General features: G+C 70.5%; 22 protein-coding genes. 10 read left to right on the top strand and 12 right to left on the bottom strand.

Translation table 11 applies throughout. From position 1 onward, the window contains the following. Positions 1–18 precede the first annotated feature (18 nt). Positions 19–606, bottom strand: a complete 588-nt coding sequence (def, locus tag ABD346_RS08500; protein ID WP_344373504.1) for a peptide deformylase — start codon at positions 604–606, stop codon at positions 19–21. A 117-nt stretch (positions 607–723) separates the two neighbouring features. Here def and ABD346_RS08495 point away from each other — a divergent pair, with 117 nt between their 5' ends. The 5 genes from ABD346_RS08495 (at position 724) to ABD346_RS08475 (ending at position 5,248) form a co-directional block, all read left to right on the top strand. Beyond that, positions 724–1,971, top strand: a complete 1,248-nt coding sequence (locus ABD346_RS08495) for a Mur ligase family protein (protein ID WP_344373502.1) — start codon at positions 724–726, stop codon at positions 1,969–1,971. Positions 1,972–1,996: 25 nt separating this feature from the next. Further along, entirely contained in the window at positions 1,997–2,725 is a 729-nt protein-coding gene (locus ABD346_RS08490; protein ID WP_344373500.1) for a type 1 glutamine amidotransferase, read from the top strand. Positions 2,726–2,915: 190 nt separating this feature from the next. Next, positions 2,916–3,941, top strand: coding sequence for a 6-phosphofructokinase (locus ABD346_RS08485; protein WP_189960544.1), 1,026 nt, complete (start codon positions 2,916–2,918; stop codon positions 3,939–3,941). Positions 3,942–4,066: 125 nt separating this feature from the next. After that, entirely contained in the window at positions 4,067–5,023 is a 957-nt protein-coding gene (locus tag ABD346_RS08480) for a cytochrome c oxidase assembly protein (RefSeq protein WP_344373497.1), read from the top strand. Between the two features lie 63 nt (positions 5,024–5,086). Next, positions 5,087–5,248, top strand: coding sequence for a hypothetical protein (locus tag ABD346_RS08475; RefSeq protein ID WP_199826864.1), 162 nt, complete (start codon positions 5,087–5,089; stop codon positions 5,246–5,248). A gap of 12 nt (positions 5,249–5,260) precedes the next feature. Here ABD346_RS08475 and ABD346_RS08470 read toward each other — a convergent pair whose 3' ends face one another. After that, on the bottom strand, positions 5,261–7,675 hold the full coding sequence (locus ABD346_RS08470) for a polysaccharide lyase 8 family protein (protein ID WP_344373493.1): 2,415 nt from the start codon (positions 7,673–7,675) through the stop codon (positions 5,261–5,263). A gap of 215 nt (positions 7,676–7,890) precedes the next feature. Between ABD346_RS08470 and ABD346_RS08465 the strand changes: the two genes are divergently transcribed. Then, positions 7,891–8,592 (top strand): lysophospholipid acyltransferase family protein, encoded by a 702-nt coding sequence (locus tag ABD346_RS08465; protein ID WP_344374434.1) that lies wholly within the window; start codon positions 7,891–7,893, stop codon positions 8,590–8,592. A gap of 93 nt (positions 8,593–8,685) precedes the next feature. Next, positions 8,686–9,723 (top strand): NAD-dependent epimerase/dehydratase family protein, encoded by a 1,038-nt coding sequence (locus ABD346_RS08460; RefSeq protein WP_344373492.1) that lies wholly within the window; start codon positions 8,686–8,688, stop codon positions 9,721–9,723. A 66-nt stretch (positions 9,724–9,789) separates the two neighbouring features. Here ABD346_RS08460 and ABD346_RS08455 read toward each other — a convergent pair whose 3' ends face one another. The 9 genes from ABD346_RS08455 to ABD346_RS08415 all read right to left on the bottom strand — a co-directional run bounded on the left by ABD346_RS08455 (position 9,790) and on the right by ABD346_RS08415 (position 17,593). Further along, positions 9,790–11,313 (bottom strand): alpha/beta hydrolase, encoded by a 1,524-nt coding sequence (locus tag ABD346_RS08455; protein WP_344374433.1) that lies wholly within the window; start codon positions 11,311–11,313, stop codon positions 9,790–9,792. Between the two features lie 206 nt (positions 11,314–11,519). Then, the gene (locus ABD346_RS08450) at positions 11,520–12,287 is read right to left on the bottom strand and encodes an urease accessory protein UreD (RefSeq protein WP_344373490.1); all 768 of its coding nucleotides are present in this window, start codon (positions 12,285–12,287) and stop codon (positions 11,520–11,522) included. Beyond that, positions 12,275–12,952 (bottom strand): urease accessory protein UreG, encoded by a 678-nt coding sequence (gene ureG / locus ABD346_RS08445; protein WP_344373488.1) that lies wholly within the window; start codon positions 12,950–12,952, stop codon positions 12,275–12,277. Before ureG ends, ABD346_RS08450 begins: the two co-directional genes overlap by 13 nt. A gap of 169 nt (positions 12,953–13,121) precedes the next feature. Next, complete coding sequence (locus tag ABD346_RS08440; RefSeq protein WP_344373485.1) at positions 13,122–13,796, bottom strand: urease accessory protein UreF; 675 nt, start codon at positions 13,794–13,796, stop codon at positions 13,122–13,124. 14 nt (positions 13,797–13,810) lie between these two features. After that, positions 13,811–15,532 carry an urease subunit alpha gene (locus ABD346_RS08435; RefSeq protein ID WP_344373484.1) on the bottom strand — a complete coding sequence of 574 codons (1,722 nt, stop codon included), beginning with the start codon at positions 15,530–15,532 and terminating at the stop codon, positions 13,811–13,813. Further along, the gene (locus ABD346_RS08430) at positions 15,525–15,836 is read right to left on the bottom strand and encodes an urease subunit beta (RefSeq protein ID WP_344373482.1); all 312 of its coding nucleotides are present in this window, start codon (positions 15,834–15,836) and stop codon (positions 15,525–15,527) included. Before ABD346_RS08430 ends, ABD346_RS08435 begins: the two co-directional genes overlap by 8 nt. 15 nt (positions 15,837–15,851) lie before the next feature. Continuing rightward, entirely contained in the window at positions 15,852–16,154 is a 303-nt protein-coding gene (locus ABD346_RS08425) for an urease subunit gamma (protein ID WP_161247375.1), read from the bottom strand. A gap of 298 nt (positions 16,155–16,452) precedes the next feature. Continuing rightward, positions 16,453–16,746, bottom strand: coding sequence for a type II toxin-antitoxin system Phd/YefM family antitoxin (locus ABD346_RS08420; RefSeq protein ID WP_344373479.1), 294 nt, complete (start codon positions 16,744–16,746; stop codon positions 16,453–16,455). A 151-nt stretch (positions 16,747–16,897) separates the two neighbouring features. Then, positions 16,898–17,593: a lysophospholipid acyltransferase family protein gene (locus ABD346_RS08415; protein WP_344373477.1), complete on the bottom strand. Its 696-nt coding sequence runs from the start codon at positions 17,591–17,593 to the stop codon at positions 16,898–16,900. Between the two features lie 249 nt (positions 17,594–17,842). On the opposite strand from ABD346_RS08415, the gene ABD346_RS08410 reads away from it, so the two are divergent. The 3 genes from ABD346_RS08410 (at position 17,843) to ABD346_RS08400 (ending at position 19,786) form a co-directional block, all read left to right on the top strand. Continuing rightward, the gene (locus tag ABD346_RS08410) at positions 17,843–18,472 is read left to right on the top strand and encodes an ATP-dependent Clp protease proteolytic subunit (RefSeq protein ID WP_344373475.1); all 630 of its coding nucleotides are present in this window, start codon (positions 17,843–17,845) and stop codon (positions 18,470–18,472) included. A 7-nt stretch (positions 18,473–18,479) separates the two neighbouring features. Further along, positions 18,480–18,788, top strand: a complete 309-nt coding sequence (locus ABD346_RS08405; RefSeq protein ID WP_344373473.1) for a hypothetical protein — start codon at positions 18,480–18,482, stop codon at positions 18,786–18,788. 524 nt (positions 18,789–19,312) lie between these two features. Further along, entirely contained in the window at positions 19,313–19,786 is a 474-nt protein-coding gene (locus tag ABD346_RS08400; protein ID WP_344373471.1) for a C40 family peptidase, read from the top strand. Positions 19,787–19,858: 72 nt separating this feature from the next. On the opposite strand, the gene ABD346_RS08395 is transcribed toward ABD346_RS08400, so the two are convergent. Next, complete coding sequence (locus ABD346_RS08395) at positions 19,859–20,293, bottom strand: ATP-binding protein (RefSeq protein ID WP_344373470.1); 435 nt, start codon at positions 20,291–20,293, stop codon at positions 19,859–19,861. Positions 20,294–20,352: the final 59 nt, after the last annotated feature.

Raw genomic sequence — 20,352 nt, 5'->3', positions numbered from 1 at the left:
ACGGTCCGCAGCCGGGCATCACACCCCCGACGGGTTTCGGGAAGGGGCGGGGTGGGGCCAGTCCGCCCGGCCGCCCCACGGCGCCTTGCGGATCGCCCGCCGCAGCCAGGACTTGCGCCACCCCGTGACCCGGTCCGCGTACACCACCCCCTCCAGGTGGTCGCACTCGTGCTGCAGGCAGCGGGCGAAGAACCCGGTGCCTTCGATGCGCACCGGGGCGCCGGAGAGGTCCACGCCCTCCACCACCGCGCGGTCGAAGCGCGAGGTCGGCGCCTCCAACCCCGGCAGGGAGAGGCAGCCCTCGGCGCCGCGCACCTCGATGCCGTCGGCCTCCACCAGACGGGGGTTGACGACGTACCCCAGATGCCGCACGTCCTCGTCGTCGGGGCAGTCGTACACGAACACCCGCCGGGCGACGCCGATCTGGTTCGCCGCCAGGCCGACACCGTCGGCCGCGTACATCGTCGCGAACATGTCCTCGACGAGCCGGTGCAGCTCGGGACCGAAGTCCGTGACGGGTTCGCAGGGGGCGTGGAGCAACCGGTCGCCGAGGAGACTCATCTCTCGTACGGAGCCGGAACTGCCGGGAATGGGGCGGTGGCGCATGGGCGCAAGAGTACGTTCCCAGGGGTGGAGGCCATTCCGGATGGTGGCGCGGTTCGGGCCGCCGACCGGATCTCGATAGGCTGACACCCGACCCAGGCGCAAGGAGGATCAAGGACGATGTCAGGACACGTTGGAGGTGCCGGGCCCCTGTCACCGCGAGCCAAGCTGGCGGTGACCGCGGGCAAGGCCGCCGCGGCGGTGTCGCGCGCGGCGGGCCGGGGCAGTGGATCGGTGATCGGCGGGCGCGTCGCGCTCAAGCTCGACCCCGATCTGCTCGGGCGGCTCGCCACTCATCTGGACGTCGTCCTGGTGTCGGCGACGAACGGCAAGACGACCACGACCCGGCTGATCGCCGAGGCACTGCGGGCCAGCGGCCCGGTGGTGTCGAACGCGCTCGGCGCCAACATGCCGGCCGGCATCACGTCGGCGCTGGCGGGCGGTTCGGATGCCAAGTACGGCGTGATCGAGGTCGACGAGAAGTATCTGGCGGGCGTCGCGCGCGATGTGACGCCGAAGGCGATCGCGCTGCTCAACCTCTCGCGCGACCAGCTGGACCGTGCCGCCGAGACCCGCATGCTCGCCGAGAAGTGGCGCGAGGGCCTGTCCGGCTCCAAGGCCGTGGTGATCGCCAACGCGGACGACCCGCTGGTCGTGTGGGCGGCGTCCTCCTCCCCCAATGTGGTGTGGGTGGCGGCCGGTCAGGAGTGGAAGGACGACGCCTGGTCGTGCCCCGCCTGCGGCGGTGTGATGCAGCGGCCCGGCGACGACTGGTTCTGCGGCGAGTGCGGTTTCCGCCGCCCGGCGCCCAGTTGGGTGCTCAACGGCGACTACGTACTGGACCCGCACGGCTCGGCCTGGCCGATCCACCTCCAGCTGCCCGGCCGCGCCAACAAGGCGAACGCCGCGACCTCCGCCGCGGTCGCCGCGGTGTTCGGGGTGCCGCCGCAGGTCGCCCTGGAGCGCATGTACCAGGTGCAGGCGGTCGCGGGACGCTACGACGTGGTCAGCTTCCAGGGGCGTGAGCTGCGGCTGCTGCTCGCGAAGAACCCGGCAGGCTGGCTCGAAACGTTTTCCCTCATCGACCCGCCGCCCACGCCGGTCGTCCTGTCCGTCAACGCCCGCGGCGCGGACGGCACGGACACCTCCTGGCTGTGGGACGTCGACTACACCCGGCTCGCCGGCCACCCGATCTTCGTGATCGGCGACCGCAAGCTGGACCTGGCGGTGCGTCTGGAGGTCGCGAACCTGGACTTCCGGGTCTGCGAAAGCCTGGAGGAGTGCACCCAGTTGGCGCCGCCCGGGCGGATCGAGCTCATCGCCAACTACACCGCGTTCCAGGACGTCCGCCGCGTCGTCGGCAACTGACCCCAGCAAGGAGCAAGCAAGCGACATGGCAGACAACAGCCTGCGCCTCGTGTGGGTCTACCCCGACCTGCTGAGCACCTACGGCGACCAGGGCAACGCCCTGGTCGTGGAGCGCCGGGCGCGCCAGCGCGGCCTGGAAGTGCACCGGCTCGACGTCCGCAGCGACCAGCCGATCCCGACCTCCGGTGACATCTACCTCATCGGCGGCGGCGAGGACCGGCCGCAGCGGCTCGCGGCCGAGCGGCTGCGCCGCGACACCGGGCTGAGCCGGGCCGCCTCCAACGGCGCGATCATCTTCTCGGTCTGCGCCGGGTACCAGATCCTGGGCCACGAGTTCATCAACGACCTCGGCGAGCGCGAGCCGGGCCTCGGCCTGCTCGACGTGGTCTCGACCCGCGGCGAGGGCGAGCGCTGCGTGGGCGACGTCCTCGGTGACATCGACGAGCGGCTCGGGCTGCCCCAGCTGACCGGCTTCGAGAACCACCAGGGCGTCACCCACCTCGGCCCGACCGCCCGCCCGTTCGCCCGGGTCCGCCTGGGCAAGGGCAACGGCACGGGCGACGGCACCGAGGGCGCGTACAACGACACCGTGTTCGGTACGTACATGCACGGCCCGGTCCTCGCGCGCAATCCGCAGATCGCGGACATGCTCCTGAAGCTGGCCCTCGACGTGAACGCGCTGCCGCCGACGGACGACCGCTGGTACGAGGCGCTGCGCGCCGAGCGCATCGCGTCGGCGACCCAGCCCGCGTAACGCCTGAAAAGGGCAAGAGCGGACACCTTGGGCAACTCGGTCCGGCTGGTGGGCGGTTCGTGCGTTCGTACCACGTCCATCAGTCGGACCTCCGATTCGGCCCCCGTCACCCTGCGCCGGTAGGGTGACGGGGATCCAACCGGACGACGTGGTCCGGTCGTCGGCCCACGTTGCAAAGGTTCTCCGGGCAATGCGAATTGGTGTGCTCACCTCCGGCGGCGACTGCCCCGGCCTGAACGCCGTCATCCGATCCGTCGTGCACCGCGCGGTGGTCGACCACGGCGACGAGGTCATCGGCTTCCACGACGGCTGGAAGGGCCTGCTCGAAGCCGACTACCGCAAGCTCGACCTCGACGCGGTCGGCGGCATCCTCGCCCGTGGCGGCACCATTCTCGGCTCCTCCCGCGTCCAGCCGGCGCATCTGCGCGACGGCGTCGAGCGCGCCAAGGGACACGTCGCCGAGCTCGGTCTCGACGCGATCATCCCCATCGGCGGCGAGGGCACCCTGAAGGCCGCGACCCTGCTGTCCGAGGCGGGTCTTCCGATCGTCGGCGTGCCCAAGACCATCGACAACGACATCGCCTCGACCGATGTCACCTTCGGCTTCGACACCGCCGTGGGTGTGGCGACCGAGGCCCTCGACCGTCTGAAGACCACCGCGGAATCGCACCAGCGTGTGCTGATCGTCGAGGTCATGGGCCGCCACACCGGCTGGATCGCGCTGCACTCGGGCATGGCCGCCGGCGCGCACGCCATCGTGGTGCCCGAGCGCCCCTTCGACATCGACGAGCTGACCGAGCTGGTCGGCCGGCGCTTCTCGGCGGGCAAGAAGTTCGCGATCGTCGTCGTCGCCGAGGGCGCCAAGCCGCGCGAGGGCTCGATGCAGTTCGACGTGGGCGGCACCGACATGTACGGCCACGAGCGATTCGCGGGCGTGGCCCGCCAGCTCTCCATCGAGCTGGAGCAGCGCCTGAACAAGGAGGCCCGCCCAGTCATCCTCGGCCACGTCCAGCGCGGCGGCACACCCACCGCGTACGACCGGGTGCTCGCCACCCGCTTCGGCTGGCACGCGGTCGAGGCGGCCCACCGCGGCGAGTTCGGCATGCTGACCGCGCTGCGCGGCACCGACATCGTGATGGTCCCCCTCGCCGAGGCGACGGCCACCCTGAAGACCGTCCCGGCCGAGCGCTACGCCGAAGCGGAGTGCGTCCTCTAACCGTTCTCCGGCTTCCGGTCGCCTCCGGATTGTTTTGTACGCAATGAACCGCCCCCGGCCGCATCACCGGCCGGGGGCGGTTCTAGTCTGGTGCGGGACAACCGGTACGAATCAGGAGTCAGCGGATGGATCACAGCGGGCACGGCATGGACATGAACATGGACCTGCCGCCGTTCACGCTGGCACGGGGGCTCGAATGGTCGGCGGACTCCTTCTTCCTCATCGGCTGCCTGCTCGGGCTCGGCCTGTACGCGTGGGGCGTGGTCCGGCTCAAGCGGCGCGGTGACAGCTGGCCGGTCAGCCGGATGATCTCCTGGACCGTGGGCGTCCTGACCATCGCGCTCGTCATGTGCACCAAGCTCAACGACTACGGCATGGTCATGTTCAGCGTGCACATGGTGCAGCACATGGTGATCAGCATGCTGTCGCCCATCCTCCTGCTGCTCGGCGCGCCGGTCACGCTCGCGCTGCGTGCGCTGCCGGTCGCCCCGCGCGGCCGCAAGGGCCCGCGCGAGCTGCTCCTGATGCTGCTGCACAGCCGGTACATGAAGATCATCACGCACCCGGCGTTCACCATCCCGCTGTTCATCGCGAGCCTGTACGGGCTCTATTTCACGCCGCTCTTCGACTTCCTGATGGAGTCCAGGACCGGGCACATCGCGATGATGGTCCACTTCCTCGCGGTCGGCCTGGTCTTCTTCTGGCCGATCATGGGCGTGGACCCGGGCCCGCACCGGCCCGGCTATGTGATGCGGATGCTGGAGCTCTTCGCCGGGATGCCCTTCCACGCCTTCTTCGGCATCGCCCTGATGATGGCCAGCGAGCCCATGATCGGCACGTACAAGAACCCGCCGGCCTCGCTCGGGATCGACGCGCTCGCCGATCAGCAGGCGGGCGGCGGCATCGCCTGGGCGTTCAGCGAGATCCCCTCGGTGCTCGTCCTGATCGCCCTGGTCTTCCAGTGGTACGCCACCGAGAAGCGGCACGCGCGCCGCACCGACCGGGCCGCCGAGCGCAACGGCGACAAGGAACTTCAGGCCTACAACGCCTATCTCGCCTCACTGAACACGCGCGGGCAGTAGCGCTGCGGCCCCTCCCGGGGAGACCATGGTCTTCACGGCGCCCGCCGGGAGGAAGGGGACGCTATGCCCCGTTCGACGAAGTCCATGATGGTGCTCACCCTCGTGATGCTGGTGGTGATCACGGCGTACACGGTGGCGCTCGGCAGCAGCGGCTGGCTGTGGTTCGGCTGGGTGGTGCTCGGGCTCACCGCGATCGGGACGGCCGCGACATCGCGCAGCACCTAGCCGCCCTCCCGGTCAGCCCAGTCTGACGGTGATCTTCTGGGTGGCTCCCCCGGTGCCGCTGAGGTCGCCGAAGGTGAGGGCGAGGGACGAGCCCGTGGTGGCACCGGTGACGGTGGCCGGTCGGGAGGTCACCGAGGCCACGGCGCGTCGCCAGGTCAGGGTCAGCGAGGTCTGCATCCGCATGGGGTCGCTGACGCAGATCACCGCGGTGCCGTCGCTCCGCTCACTGATCATCACCGCGCACGGCGCACTGGCGTCGAGCGCGCCGACGGTGCCGCCGAACCAGAAGGCGACCCCGGTGAAGCCGAGCGAGGGCACCTGGACGCCCTGCTGGCTGTCGGTGTTCGCGAGCACGCTCAGCCAGCCGGTGTCGGCGGCGCGGGCCGCCGTCCGGTCGGCGGACGCACCCGGCATCAGTACATAGGCGTATCCGGCGCCGGACGGATTCGTGCCGTGGTCGGCCCACAGGGTGAGGTAGCGGCGGCTGACCGGCGTCGTCGAGCCGCCCTTGTTGATGTCGCTCCAGCGGCCGGTCCGCTCCTCGCGCCTGGCCTGTACGGTCGCCCGGCCGGGGAAGACATATCCGCCGTGGCCCGCGAGGTGGACCCAGGAGGCGCCGGGCAGGGTCGCGGACCAGGGGTAGACGAGTGGCTGCACGGTGCCGTCGACGGTGAGGGCGGCGTTTCCGGTCGGCCCGAGGTTGCGGTTGTCGACGGTCGACTCGACCGCTGTGCCGTCCTTGCACGAGATGCCCGCGCCCAGGCACACGATGGCGTCGTCCAGGCAGAACCAGGACTTCTTCGCGAGCAGGGTGCCGCCCAGCCCCTTGAGGTACTGGCCGATCGCGGCCCGCTGCCCGTCGGTGGCGCCGCCCACCCAGTTCACGTCCGGTCTCGACGCACCCCAGTCGCCGCCCGCCGCATCGGCGAGGACCTTGCGCGAGGCGGTGGTCCCGGGCAGCCGGTAGGGGTCCACGGTGGGCCAGAAGGCATCGCTGTACTGCCCATTCGCATAGGTGTCGCCCCACCAGTAGAGCATCCCGGACCCGGTGTGCCAGCCGTGCAGGTTCTCGCCGTTGCCGGTCTCGTAGTACGTGATCCGCTTGTCGGCCATGCTGATGGCGGCGGCCCAGGTGGGACGGCGGTGGGTGGCCCGGGCCATGTGCGGGAAGAGGCGATGGCCGACGGGCTCGGCGATCTCGGCCACCGTGCCGTCGCCCTCAACTTCCTTGAGGCGGGCGAGACTTGAGATGGAGAGAAAGCTGTCGCCCATGGGCGGGCTGTAGTAGTCGCGCCGCATCCAGCCCTTGACGAGGCCGCGCCATCGGGCGTTCTCGGCGCTGTCGGCACCCTGGCCGAGCAGCACGATGGAGGCCATGATCGCGTGGCCGCGTAGGTGGTCGTCCTGCTGAAGGCCGCCCGCGGCGGAGATCCCCCGGCTGATGGCGCGTCCGGCGACACCGTCCAGGGCGAGGCCGTTGTACAGGAACGGCGCCCAGGCGTTCTCGACCGCGTCGAAGACGATCTGCCGGGCCGGGTCGGTGACCGCCCAGGCGGAGCCGGCGAGCAGGGCGAACAGCATGCCGAGGCCGCCGAGCACGACCGACCCGTAGGAGGCGGTGTACGGCACATAGGTGTGCTGGACGAAGGAGCCGTCGGCGTAGAGCCCGTCTCCCGAGGTCACATACGGGAAGACCGGCGAGAGCGCGTTCGCGGCCAGGGAGAGTTTCGCGGAACTCCTGCCGAGGACGCCGCGCAGCGCGAGCACCCGGCACAGGTCGACGCGGTTGGCGCCGGTGCTCGTACCGGAGTAGACGGAGACGGCACTGTCCGGTACGAAGTGGTCAACTGCCTTGAGATAGTTGTCCAGTTGGGCCGACGACAGGTGTTCGTACAGCAGGACGCAGCTGTCGAGCAGGGCCTGCGGGGCGCCTATCTGCCAGTTGTACCAGTTGCCATAGGTGGCGCGGTTCTCGTTGTAGACGTCGCCGTGGAGGTGGTCGAGGCCGGTGGCTATGGCGGTGGCGAGGGCGGTGTCGCCGGTGAGTCCGGTGCCGGGCTGGCTGTAGGCCTCGGCCATGGTGCGCAGCCGGGTGTAGCTGTCGTTCATCCTGGCCGAGTAGCCGAACGACTCCTGGTCGGTGTCCGGATCGGGGTCGGCGTACACGGCGTCGGGCCACAGCGATCCGCTCGCCGGGGCCATCGTGGAGAGCAGGGCCGAGGCGGAGGAGCCGAGGCCGGCGAGCTTGGACGTGAACGGTTCGGCGCCGGGGCTGAAGCCGTCGCCCAGGATCAGGGTGCGCCAGGTGGCGCGCAGCGCGTCGTAGGCGTCGGCGGCGTGCGCCTGCGGGGAGGCGGTGATCCCCAGAGCGAGGGCCGAGGAGCCGGTGGCACGGAGAAAGGCACGGCGGGACCAGGGAGTTGTCATGAAGACTCCAGCCCGAGAAGGGAGGGGAGAGATAAGGGGAGGGAGGGGCTCACGCGGTGACGTGAACGGTTTCTACTCTTCGCACTTCGTTCGCTCAAGAACTCGCGCACAAATGATCGTTTGATCGATCCGCTGTCGGGCCGGCCGACGGTGGTTACAGCGGCCCGGCCCTCCCCCTACACTGGCCACCCTTCTGCATGGTGAGGAGCTTGCGGGTGCTCTACTACATCCTCAAATACGCAGTCCTGGGGCCCCTGTTGAGACTGCTGTTCCGGCCGCGGCTGGAGGGTCTTGAGCACATTCCCGAGGAGGGCGCGGCGATCGTCGCGGGGAACCACCTCTCCTTCTCCGACCATTTCCTGATGCCGGTGATGCTGAAGCGGCGCATCACCTTCCTCGCCAAGCAGGAGTACTTCACCGGGCCCGGCATCAAGGGCCGGCTGACCGCCGCGTTCTTCCGGGCCATCGGGCAGATCCCGGTGGACCGGTCCGGCAAGGAGGCGGGGCAGGCCGCGATCCGGGAAGGGCTCGGGGTGCTCGCCAAGGACGAGCTGCTCGGCATCTACCCGGAGGGCACGCGCTCGCACGACGGCAGGCTGTACAAGGGGAAGGTCGGCGTCGCGGTGATGGCCATCCGGGGCGGAGTGCCGGTGATCCCGTGCGCGATGGTGGGCACGTTCGAGATCCAGCCGCCCGGCCAGGTCGTGCCGAAGATCAAGCGGGTCTCGATCCGCTTCGGCGAGCCGCTGGACTTCTCGCGCTACGAGGGGATGGAGGGCGAGAAGGCCATCCTGCGGGCGGTCACCGACGAGATCATGTACAAGGTCATGGAGTTGTCGGGCCAGGAGTACGTGGACCGGTACGCGGCCGATGTGAAGGCGGAGGAGTCGCGCAGGTTCCGGGGCATCATCAGCTGAGCCGAAGTTCCCGTGATCGCTCGGCCCTGGGCGGATCCGCGCACGGCGAAACGCCCTGTCCGTCTCGATCGGCGCGGGCGTAGCGTCCGGGCCATGACAAAGGGAACCGCGTTCGTCGTCGGAGCTACCGGACAGATCGGGCGGGCCGCCGTGCGCGCGCTCGCCGAGGACGGCTGGGAGGTGCGGGCCGCGTCACGCGGAGGCGGCGGAGACACCGGCTGGCCCGGGGACGTGCAGCGGGTGCGGCTCGACCGTGAGGACGACGCCGCCCTCGCCTCCGCACTCGGCGACGGTGTCGACGTACTGGTCGACATGGTCGCGTACGGGCAGGACCACGCGCGGCAGCTGGCCGGCCTCGGCGACCGGATCGGGTCCGCGGTGGTGATCTCCAGCGGCGCGGTGTACGAGGACGACAAGGGCCGCAGCTTCGACACCCAGGGCGAGCCCGACGGGTCGCCGTGCTACCCGGTGCCGATCCCGGAGTCGCTGGCCACCGTGGCTCCCGGCGAGGCGACATACGGCACCCGGAAGGTGGCTCTTGAGCGGGAGTTGCTCGGCTCGTCGATCCCCTCGACGCTGCTGCGCGCGGGGGCAGTGCACGGGCCGCACTGCCAGACACCGCGTGAACTGCACTTCGTGAAGCGGGCGTTGGACGGGCGGCCGGTGCGGGTGCTCGCGTACAACGGGCAGAGCCGGTTCCATCCCGCGCATGTCGCGAACATCGCGGAGCTGATCCGGCTGGCCGCGAACAGGCCCGGCGACCGGGTGCTGAACGCGGCGGACGGCGAGGCCCCTACGGTCGCCGAGATCAGCGCGGCCGTCGACGAGATCCTCGGCGTGCGCAGCGAGCTCGTCCTGGTGGACGGCCCCGCGCCGCAGGGCACGGTCGGCATCACGCCGTGGAGCACCCCGCATCCGATCGTCTACGCCATGGGTGCGGCCGAGCGGGAGCTGGGCTACCGGCCGGTGACCGGGTACGTGGAGTCGCTGCCCGCCACGGTCGAGTGGCTGGCCGGGCAGCTGAAGGGCCGGGAGTGGAGCGAGGCGTTCCCGAAGATGGCCAGGAACTACGCGGCCGTGGGTCTGTTCGACTACGCGGCCGAGGACGCCTGGCTGGCCGGGCGCGCGTAAGGAAGACGCATAAGGGAAAAGGGGCGACCGGACAACTCCGGTCGCCCCTGTCCGCTCAGCCAACGCCTACGGCACGGGAGTTGCGTGCGGGGTGCAGGTGTAGTCCGCCTTGTCGGTCTTGCCGGTGAGCAGGTAGTCGTCCACGCGCGAGTTGATGCACGGGTTGACGAGACCGGTCACACCGTGCGAACCGGCGCCCTTCTCGATGATGAGGCGCGAGTTCTTGAAGGCCTTGTGCAGTTCGACGGCGCCCTGGAACGGGGTGGCGGCGTCATTGGTGGACTGCACGATCAGGACCTGCGGGAGGCCCTTGCCCGTCTTGACCTCGACCGGGTTCTGCTGCTTGGTGGACCAGGTGGCACACGGCAGGTTCATCCAGGCGTTGGACCAGGTCAGGAACGGGTAGTCCTTGTTCAGCTTGGTGTTGTCGCGGTCCCACTTGCGCCAGCTGGTGGGCCACTTGGCATCCGCGCACTCGACGGCGGTGTAGACCGCGTTGCCGTTCTCGGAGGCGATGTTGCCCGCGATGTCAGACATGTCGGGAGCGGAGGCCTCGACGACCGGCTTGATGTCACCCGCCGCGTAGGCGCTGAGCGCCTTGGCGACCGGCACCCAGTACGAGTCGTAGTACGGCGCCTTCTGGAAGTACCCGAGCAGCTCGGCCGGGCCGACCTTGCCGTCGAGGGGGCTCTTCTTGGCGTCGGCGCGCAGCTTCAGCCACTGGGCCTCGACCTGTGCCCGGGTGGTGCCGAGGTGGAACTTGGCGTCGTACTTGGCGACCCAGTCCTCCCACTCGTTCCAGCGGGCCTGGAAGGCGACGTCCTGCTCCAGGTTGGCCTGGTACCAGATGTTGTCCTGGTCCGGGTTGACCACGCTGTCCACGATCATGCGGCGGACGTGCGAGGGGAACAGCGTGCCGTAGACCGCGCCCAGGTAGGTGCCGTAGGAGACACCCAGGTAGTTGAGCTTCTTCTCACCGAGGGCGGCACGGATGACATCCATGTCGCGGGCGGTGTTCGGAGTGGTCATGTACGGCAGCATCCAGCCGCTGCGCTCGGCACAGCCGTCCGCGTACTCGGCGGCGAGCTTGCGCTGGGCGCGCTTGTCGGCCTCGCTGCTCGGCACCGGGTCGGCCTTCGGCGCCTTGGCGTACTCCTGCGGGTCCACACAGGAGATCGGCGTCGAGTGGCCCACGCCGCGCGGGTCGAAGCCCACGAAGTCGTACGCCTTCGAGGTGTTCGTCCACAGCGGGTTCTTGGCGGTCACCCGGGTGGGGAAGCGCATGCCGGAGCCGCCGGGGCCGCCCGGGTTGTAAATGAGGGCACCCTGGCGCTCGGCCTTGGTACCGGTGTTGCCGATGCGGTCGACGGCGAGCTTGATCTGCTTGCCGTTGGGCCGCGCGTAGTCGAGCGGGACGCTCACATAGCCGCACTGGATGGGCTTGGCGATGCCCCAGTCGGCCGGGCAGTCCGTCCAGCTGATGCCCTGCTTGGCCGCCCTGTCGGCGGCGACCTGCGCGCCACGCGCCTCGGACCAACCGTGGTCGCGGTTGTCGGCGTTGGCGACCGGAGCCGCTATCGCGCCCACCATCAGCGTGCCCGCGATCAGTGTGCCGGCCGAGCCGAGCACTGCGGTGCGTCTCAAGTGGTACCTCCCCCTGCTGAAGTGCGCTGTCAGTCTCAGCGCGCCATTTGGGCCTGTCGGGGGATCCTTTCGTCTGTGAGCCCACTGTGCACAGGCCGTACAGGTGTTTTTTTACCGAACCGATAGCCGGAGAGTGGTGTTCCGCTGAGCGGTCAGCGTGTCGCGAGGTGCGCGTGCAGTACGTCGTCGAGCGTCCGGCGCAGCAGCCGGGCGTCCGGGGCCAGCGCCGTGACGAGGAAGCCGGGCCCGGCGAGCGGGGTGAGCACGGCACTCTCGCCGAGCAACCTGGCCTCGGCGGGCCTCTCGCTGAACTCCGGTCCCGCAACGAGCAGTTGGCCCGCCGCCCGGTGCCCGCCGAGCACCGCTCCCCCGTCCCAGCCACCGGGCGCGCCCGGCCCGTACGCCAGCTCCTGGTCGAGGAGCGGGCGGCCTGCGCGGTGCACGGTGAGCCGGGTGGCGAGGGTTCCGGGCGCCTCTCCGTGGCGCCCGAGCACCTGTTCCTCGCGGAACACGAGGCGGGCTCCGGCCGCGAGGTCGATCCGGGTGCGCATCGCGAGATCGCTGCCGTGCGCCGAGATGAGCTGCTCGGGGAGCCAGCGCAGTTCCGCGTCCTCGCCGACCACGAGCCGTACGTCGTAGTGCGCCCGCTCGCCGTCGCGGCCGGGCAGTGCGATGGTGGCGGCGGCCGAGTCCACGTCGAGCCGCGCCCCGTCGCGCACCTCGGCCTCGACGGCGATGCGGTCGCCGCCGAGCGGGGCGCTCATCGCGCCCACGACGGTGACCCGGTGGTACGGGCCGCGCGCCCGAGTACGGCGCAGCGCGAGCGGCCCCTCCCCTTCCAGGACGGGCAGCCCCTCGGGGGTGGCGACGATACGGGCGGTGGCGCGCACCCCCGGCGCGCCGAGGGTCAGGCCGCCCATGCCGCGAGCTGCACCCGCACCCAGCCGGCGACCTGGTCGACGCCCTCGTCGGACCTCAGCGACTGGAAGACGACGGGGAGTTCGGCCCGCTGTTCCTTGGCGTCGCGCGCCATCCGCCCGAGGTCGGACCCGACATAGGGCGCGAGGTCGGTCTTGTTGACGACGAGCAGGTCGGCGGTGGTGACCCCCGGACCCCCCTTGCGCGGAATGTCGTCGCCACCGGCCACATCGATGACGAAGATCTGGGCGTCGACCAGTCCCTTGGAGAAGGTGGCGGTGAGGTTGTCGCCGCCGGACTCGACGAGGATCAGGTCGAGCGGCCCGACCGCGTCCTCCAGGTCCTCGACGGCTTCGAGGTTGGCGGAGATGTCGTCGCGGATGGCGGTGTGCGGGCAGGCCCCCGTCTCGACGGCCTGGATCCGCTCCGGCGGCAGCACGGCGTTGCGCAGCAGGAAGGCGGCGTCCTCGCGGGTGTAGATGTCGTTGGTGACGACGGCGATGGAGAGCTGGTCGCGCAGCGCCCGGCAGAGCGCCGCCACGGTGGCGGTCTTCCCGGACCCGACGGGCCCGCCGAGCCCGACGCGCAGGGCCCGCCGGGTGCCGTCGGGGCGGTGGGCATCGGCACTGATGGCGGCGGGGCCTTCGTGGGAGTGGTCGAGGTGCATGGGGGCGACTCCGGGGGAGGGGGGTGGATGGGGTTCCGGACGGTGGGTCGGTCCGCTGTCGGGCTCGGGCTTTGGGCTAGGGCCCTTGGCCGGTCCGGCGATTGAGGACGAGCCCGTTCAGGGCGATGGGGGTCTGGGGGCGGAGCCGCAGTACGGAGGCAAGAGGGGGCTACGACGCAAACAGCCGCACCGGCCAAGCCGCATGCGCCTCGGCCATGACATCCAGGAGCGGCGCGGACGCCGCAGGCAGCGCATCAAGCCCCTCGACAACCGCCTCCGCCGCAGCGAGGGCGGCCCGCCGAGCCACCGCGTCAAGCTCCGGCGCAAGCCGGGCAAGGACGGCCGTCGCATCGAACGGGTCGAGGCTCAGCAGACGTACCACCGCCGTGGCCGGCCCGCTGACCACCTCGTACGCCACGCAGTGCGCCGCGTCCTCGGGACCGAGCCCCGCCGCACGGGCGGCGAGGCCGAGCACGATGGGCTGGTGAGCGCCGCGCGGGCGGGCCGTGGCCAGCGCGTCGAGTTCGGCGGACGGCCAGGTCGCCCGGGCCGCCCGCATCATCTGGCGGCCCAGTTTGCGGGCGGTGGCCCGCAGGGCGGGGGACGGGGTGCGGGCGTCGGCGGCCTCGTCCAGGGCGAGCGGGTCGAGACCCGCGGCCGCCGCCGCGGCGAGCGCCGCGGAGGTGAGGCCCGCGGTGTGCAGCCGCCCCCGGCAGAACTCCGCGAGGTCGGCGGCGTTGCGGACGCGCCCCGCCTTGACGGCCGGTTCGGCGCCGCCGGAGTGGGCGTGTCCACCGGCGGGGAAACGGCCGTCGGCGAGGACGAGCAGGGCTGCGCGACTCATGGAATGACAACCCGTCAGAAGAGGAAGTACCGCTGAGCCATGGGCAGTTCGACGGCCGGAGCAGGCTCCACCACGTCACCGTCGATGGTCACGGTGAACGTGTCGGGGTCCACCCGCACATCCGGCATCGCGTCGTTCTCGCGCATGTCCGCCTTGCCCACCCGGCGGGTGTTCTTGATGGCCACGAAGCGCTTGTCCAGGCCGAGCCGCTCGGGAAGGTCGTCCTCCAGTGCGGCCTGGGAAACGAAGTTGAGGGAGTTGGCGGCGGGTGCCTTGCCGTACGCGCCGAACATGGGGCGCGGCAGGATCGGCTGCGGGGTGGGGATCGACGCGTTCGCGTCGCCCATCTGCGCGTATGCGATCTGGCCGCCCTTGATGACGAGCTGCGGCTTGACCCCGAAGAACGCGGGCTCCCACAGCACCAGGTCGGCGAGCTTGCCGCTCTCGACCGATCCGATCTCGTGGTCGAGGCCCTGGGCGACGGCCGGGTTGATCGTGTACTTGGCGACATAGCGCCGCACCCGGTGGTTGTCGGCGCGCCCGTCCCCGGCCAGCGCGCCCCGCCGGACCTTCATGACGTGCGCCGTCTGCCACGTACGCAGAATGACCTCGCCGATGCGGCCCATGGCCTGGGAGTCCGAGGAGAGGATGGAGATGGCGCCGAGGTCGTGCAGGAAGTCCTCGGCCGCGATCGTCGAGGGGCGGATCCGGGACTCGGCGAACGCCAGGTCCTCGGGCACCGCCGGGTTGAGATGGTGACAGACCATCAGCATGTCGAGGTGTTCCTCGATGGTGTTGATGGTGTGCGGCCGGGTCGGATTGGTGGAACTCGGCAGCACATTGGGCTGCGAGACCACGGTGATGATGTCGGGCGCGTGCCCGCCGCCGGCGCCTTCGGTGTGGTACGCGTGGATCGAGCGGCCCGCGATGGCGGCGAGGGTGTCGCCGACGAAGCCGGCCTCGTTCAACGTGTCGGTGTGGATGGCGAGTTGGGCCCCGGTCTCGTCGCAGACGCTCAGGCAGGCGTCGATGACGGCAGGGGTGGCACCCCAGTCCTCGTGGATCTTGAACCCGAGGGCCCCGCCACGCAGCTGGGAGTGCATGGCCGCGCGCGACATGGTGTTGCCCTTGCCGAGCAGCCCGATGTTGACGGGCGCGTTCTCCAGGGCGGCGAACATGCGGGCCAGATGCCAGGGGCCCGGTGTGATGGTGGTGGCCTTGGTGCCCTCGGCGGGTCCCGTGCCGCCGCCGACCAGCGTGGTGATGCCCGAGGAGAGCGCCTGGTCGATGAGGGTGGGCGAGATGAAGTGGACGTGGGTGTCGACGGCTCCCGCGGTGAGGATCTTCCCGTTGCCCGCGATGATCTCGGTCTCGGGGCCGATGACGAGGTCGGGGTGGACGCCGTCCATGGTGTCCGGGTTGCCGGCCTTGCCGATGCCGGTGATCCGCCCGTCGCGGATGCCGATGTCGGCCTTGACGATGCCCCAGTGGTCGATGATCACGGCGCCGGTGACAACGGTGTCGGGCGCGCCTTCGGCTCGCGTGGTCCGCGCCTGCCCCATGGACTCGCGGATCACCTTGCCGCCGCCGAACACCGCCTCGTCGCCCGAGCGCCCGGGGCCGCCCGCGCGGTCCTCCTCGATCTCGACCAGGAGATCGGTGTCGGCGAGCCGGATGCGGTCGCCGGTGGTGGGGCCGAACAGGTCGGCGTACACGGCACGGTCGAGGTCAGTCATCGAGGGAACCTCCGGTCTCGCCGCGCAGCCCCGGCACGATGCGGCGGCCGGTCAGGGGGACGAGTTCTACGTCGACGGGAATGCCGGGCTCGAAGCGGACGGCGGTGCCCGCGGCGATGTTGAGTCGCTTGCCCCGGGCAACCGTACGGTCGAAGTCGAGGCCGGGGTTGGCCTCGGCGAAGTGGTAGTGGGAGCCGACCTGGACGGGCCGGTCGGCGGCGTTGAGGACGGTCATCCGCACGACCTCGCGGCCCTCGTTCACAACGATGGGGTCCTCGGCGAAGAGGATCTCTCCGGGAATCACGGCAGCGCTCCCCCGTCAGGCGATCGGTTCGTGGACGGTGACGAGCTTGGTGCCGTCGGGGAAGGTCGCCTCGACCTGGACGTCGTGGATCATCTCCGGGATGCCCGGCATGACCTCGTCCCGGGAGAGCAGCTTCCGCCCGGACGCCATGAGTTCGGCGACGGTGCGGCCGTCGCGGGCGCCTTCGAGGATGTGCGAGGTGATGAGCGCGACGGACTCGGGATGGTTGAGCTTCACCCCGCGGGCTCTGCGCTTCTCGGCCACATCCGCGGCTACATGGATGAGCAGCCGTTCCTGCTCGTGCGGCGTCAGTTGCACGCTTCCCACCTCACAGTCGTGCCCTTCCGTCCACGGACAGCCATGGACGGACCCAGCTGGCGTCGAGGGCGGAGACCGACCGGACAGGTGCTTGCCGCCCGAACGCAGCGGAACCGTATCCGACTTCAACATCCTGTTGAGCGCCACCTCCGGGCCCCTTGGCCAGGCATTGCACGTTAGAGCGGAAGTTTTTCCGGCGCGTTAACTGGCGCTTTAAGAACACATGATCAACAAAGGGGCGCCATGACAGGGCAGGTCCGTGTATAGGACACTCTCACCGCGGCGGGTGTGCGCACCGTCAGTCGCCGATGCGCGGACCCCGGTGTTCCGCGGCGATCCCGAAGCGCCGGGGCTCCGCCGGGGCGGACGTCGGCAGGGGGCTCCCGAACGAGAACGTCCTCGTCACCTGCTCCTCCTGCTGTGCCTCCGGCTCCGGCTCGGCCTCCAGTTTCGCCAGGTCGGCGGCGGAGACCAGGGCGACGAGCGGCTTCCCGTGGCGCGTCACCACGACCCGCTCACCGCCGTACACAACGCGGTTGATCAGCTCCGCGAGCTCTGCGCGGGCTTGCGTCACCGGAATCTCGTAGGCCATGCACCCAGCTTAGACTCCGCCCAACCGCGCCGTTAGATCCGTGGGAAACGGAAGTCGCGCAGGTCAGTGGGGTGCGAGGGACCCGGCCCGCAAGGGGCCCCGGCCGGGGGACGCGCTCCGGCCGGGGCCCCGCCGTGCCACGCGCGACAGATCAGGCGGCCGCGGCGGCCGCTTCCCACGCCGTCCTGGCCTCGGCCGCGTACACGTCCACGTACTCCTGCTCGGACAGCTTCTGCACCGCGTACATGATCTCGTCCGTCACGGCCCGCAGCACCAGACGCTCGTCCTCCATCCCGGCGTAGCGCGAGAAGTCCAGGGGTTCGCCGAAGCGGAGGGTGATCGGCACGCGCCGGGGCAGCCGGCGGCCCTTCGGCTGGGCCTCGAACGTGCCGATCATCGCCACCGGGACGACCGGGGCGCCGGACCGTAACGCCATCGCCGCGACCCCGACCTTGCCCTTGTACAGCCGCCCGTCATGGGAGCGCGTCCCCTCGGGAAAGACCCCCAACACCCCTCCGCCGTCCAGGACTTGGAGCGCGGTGTCGAGCGCCGACTGTGCCGCGTCCTTGCCGGAGCGGTCGACCGGGATCTGGCCGAGGGCGCGGAAGAACGCCGCGGTCGCCCGGCCCGTCAGGCCCGGAGCGGTGAAGTACTCCTGCTTGGCCAGGAAGGTGAGCCGGCGCCTGAGCGTCACGCCGAGCAGGAACTGGTCGGTGAACGACTGGTGATTCCCCGCGAGGATCACCGCACCTGCCTCGGGTACCCGCCCGGCCCCTTCGACGCACGGGCGGAACAGCCACCGCAGCAGCGGCACCAGCACCACGAGACGGAATGCGAAATAGAACACTTCAGTGAGCCCTCTCCCCAGGTGACCCCCGCGCCGACGCACGCTAGTGACCCGCGGAGATCGCCGGGAGAGGGCCTATTGAGCCAGGACTCGCGCCCCCTGGCGGCCAAAACCGCCCGCTCGCTGACAGCGAAACCCATCCGACCTGCACCTTCTTCGACATTTCCGGGCCGCACCCCCCTCTCGGTCTGTACGTCCTGTACATTTTTTACAGAGGCCTTCGGAACTCCGGTCGAGGAGAGGTATGTCATGAACCACCGCCCTGCCGCCCGCTACGTGCTGCCCGAGTTCCAGGAGCGCACCGCATCCGGCATCCGCACGCTCGATCCGTACTCCAAGCTGTTCGAGGAGAGGATCGTCTTTCTCGGCACCCCCGTCGACGACGCTTCGGCCAACGATGTGATGGCGCAGTTCATGCACCTCGAACACGCCGATCCGGACCGGGACATCTCGCTCTACATCAACTCCCCCGGCGGCTCGCTCACCGCCATGGCCGCGATCCACGACACGATGCAGTTCGTCACCTGCGATGTGGAGACGTTCTGCCTGGGCCAGGTGAGTTCGGTGGCCGCGGTGCTGCTCGCGGCCGGCACGCCCGGCAAGCGCCTGGTGCAGCCCGGCGCCCGGGTGCTCCTCCAGCAGCCCTCCATCGAGGAGCCACTGCAGGGGCAGCCGTCCGACATGGAGATCCAGGCGGCGGAGATCCTGCGCGGCCGCGCGCTGCTGACCCGGCTGCTCGCCCAGCACACCGGGAAGAGCACCGAGCAGGTGGCCGCCGACATCGAGCGGGACGTGGTCTTCGACGCGGCGGGCGCGGTGGCGTACGGGCTCGCCGACCACGTCCTGGAAAGCCGCAAGACGTCGCTGCGCGGGAGGTGAACCCGCCGTGCTGCCACCGGAACTCCCGCCGCTGCCCGCGCTGACGCGCGCCGAGGGCGACTTCATCGACTCCTATCTCGCGGTGGTCGATCTGCTCGGCCGGATCAATCCGGCACAGGGTCATGACACGTACGCCGCCCTCAGGGCCGCCCAGGCGCTGGTCGGCCGGGCGGCCGCGCTGAAGGAGGCCCTGACGCTGATGCACCAGCGCGGGGAGACCCATGTACATGCCCAGACACTGACGCGGGCGCTGCGGGTCCTGGACGGCGAGCGCCGCGCGGGACGGCTCCTGGTGCCTCCGCAGACGACGGGTTGAGTGCACCCGGGACCGCGAGGGATACCCGACGCGCTCATGAGGCCGACGAAACGCACCAGACGGGGTACCCCCGTTCGGCTCACCGGCGGCTACTTTCGACGGCCCTTATGAGCTGCTTATGGCTGTGGACAATCTGCTGAATCGATCCTTCCAGCGCTGGTACGAGGCTCCTCAGCCCCATTCGGAGGAGTGCCGAACGAGCCGTGTCCACCCGAACGGGGCAGTCGTGAGCACCCTCACACAAAGCCGTTTCGGGCCCGAAATCCGCGTGTCGGTGCGTGAAGATCCCAGAGACGACAAGCCCCCGCCGCCGCGGCGGGGCGGTCCGGGCGGACGCCGAGTCCTGCCGCCGTTCCGGACGACTGGTCGACAGGAGTGGACCGGCAGGAGTGGAGGACCCGAGTACTTCGGGAGGGCCGGACCCCGGCCGTCCCTCGGGGTGAAGCCGCTGACGCGGCCGGGCATCTTCGCCAGCCCGAACCCGACAGGTCATCCTTCGCAGGCGGTTTGACGAAGGGTTGCGCATGACCGCGCATACACACGTCTCGTCCCTGGCGGTCCGCCTCGGCACCGTCTGTGCCCTCACCCTCGCCGTGACGGGCGCGACGACACTGGCGCCGGGCGCCACGCACGAGGCATACGCCGCCGCCGTGGCCACCAAGGCGCTCCACGTGGCCGCGTCGAAGAAGGGTTCGCCCTACCAGTTCGGCGCCACGGGCCCGCACCGGTTCGACTGCTCGGGGCTCACGCTGTACTCGTTCAAGCAGGCGGGCCACAAGCTGCCGCGCACCGCCCAGCAGCAGTACAACCACGCCCGGCACATCTCCGGCTCCGCCCGCAAGGCCGGGGACCTGGTGTTCTTCCACTCGGGAGGCCGCGTCTACCACGTGGGGATCTACGCCGGGAACGGCAAGATCTGGCACTCTCCCAAAGCCGGCACGGTGGTGCGCCTGGAGCGGATCTGGAGCCACAGCGTCTGGTACGGGCGCGTGGGCTGACACTCCGTCGGACCGGGCGTCCCGGTGCGTGTCCCGCGTACCGGGGCGCCCTCGTACGCCCTCGGCGCGTCCCTAACCGCTCTGGACCGGCGCGGTCCACGGCAGGGCGATCCAGACCGTCTTGCCGCCGTCCGCGGTGGGTGCGACCGAGAGGCGCCCGCCGCACTCGGCCGCGAGCCAGCGGATGATCACCATGCCGCGGCCGTTGTCCTGCTGGACGGCGGCGGGCAATCGTTTCGGCCAGCGCGGGTGGCTGTCGGTGACCCCGATCCGCAGCTCCTCCTCGTGCTCCAGCTGGACGTCCACGGTGAAGGTGGGCGACTGGCCGAAGGTGTGCTGCACGGCGTTCGTGGCGAGCTCGGAGACGATGAGACGGACCGTGTCGGCGGCCTCGGCGTCGGAAGGCAGACCCCAATCGGTGAGGACCCCGGCGACATACCGCCGCGCCGCGGAGACCGAGGCGGGATCGCTCGGCAGGGTGACGGTTGCTTCGAGGTGGTCTGCCATGGCGACGCTGTCCCTTTCCCACCCGGGCCGGCTTGAGGACTCGTAGCGGTTGAGCGCTC

It is taken from the genome of Streptomyces mauvecolor, assembly GCF_039532965.1.
Classification (GTDB): Bacteria; Actinomycetota; Actinomycetes; order Streptomycetales; family Streptomycetaceae; genus Streptomyces; species Streptomyces violascens.
This window is presented reverse-complemented; position numbering and strand designations above follow the sequence as displayed.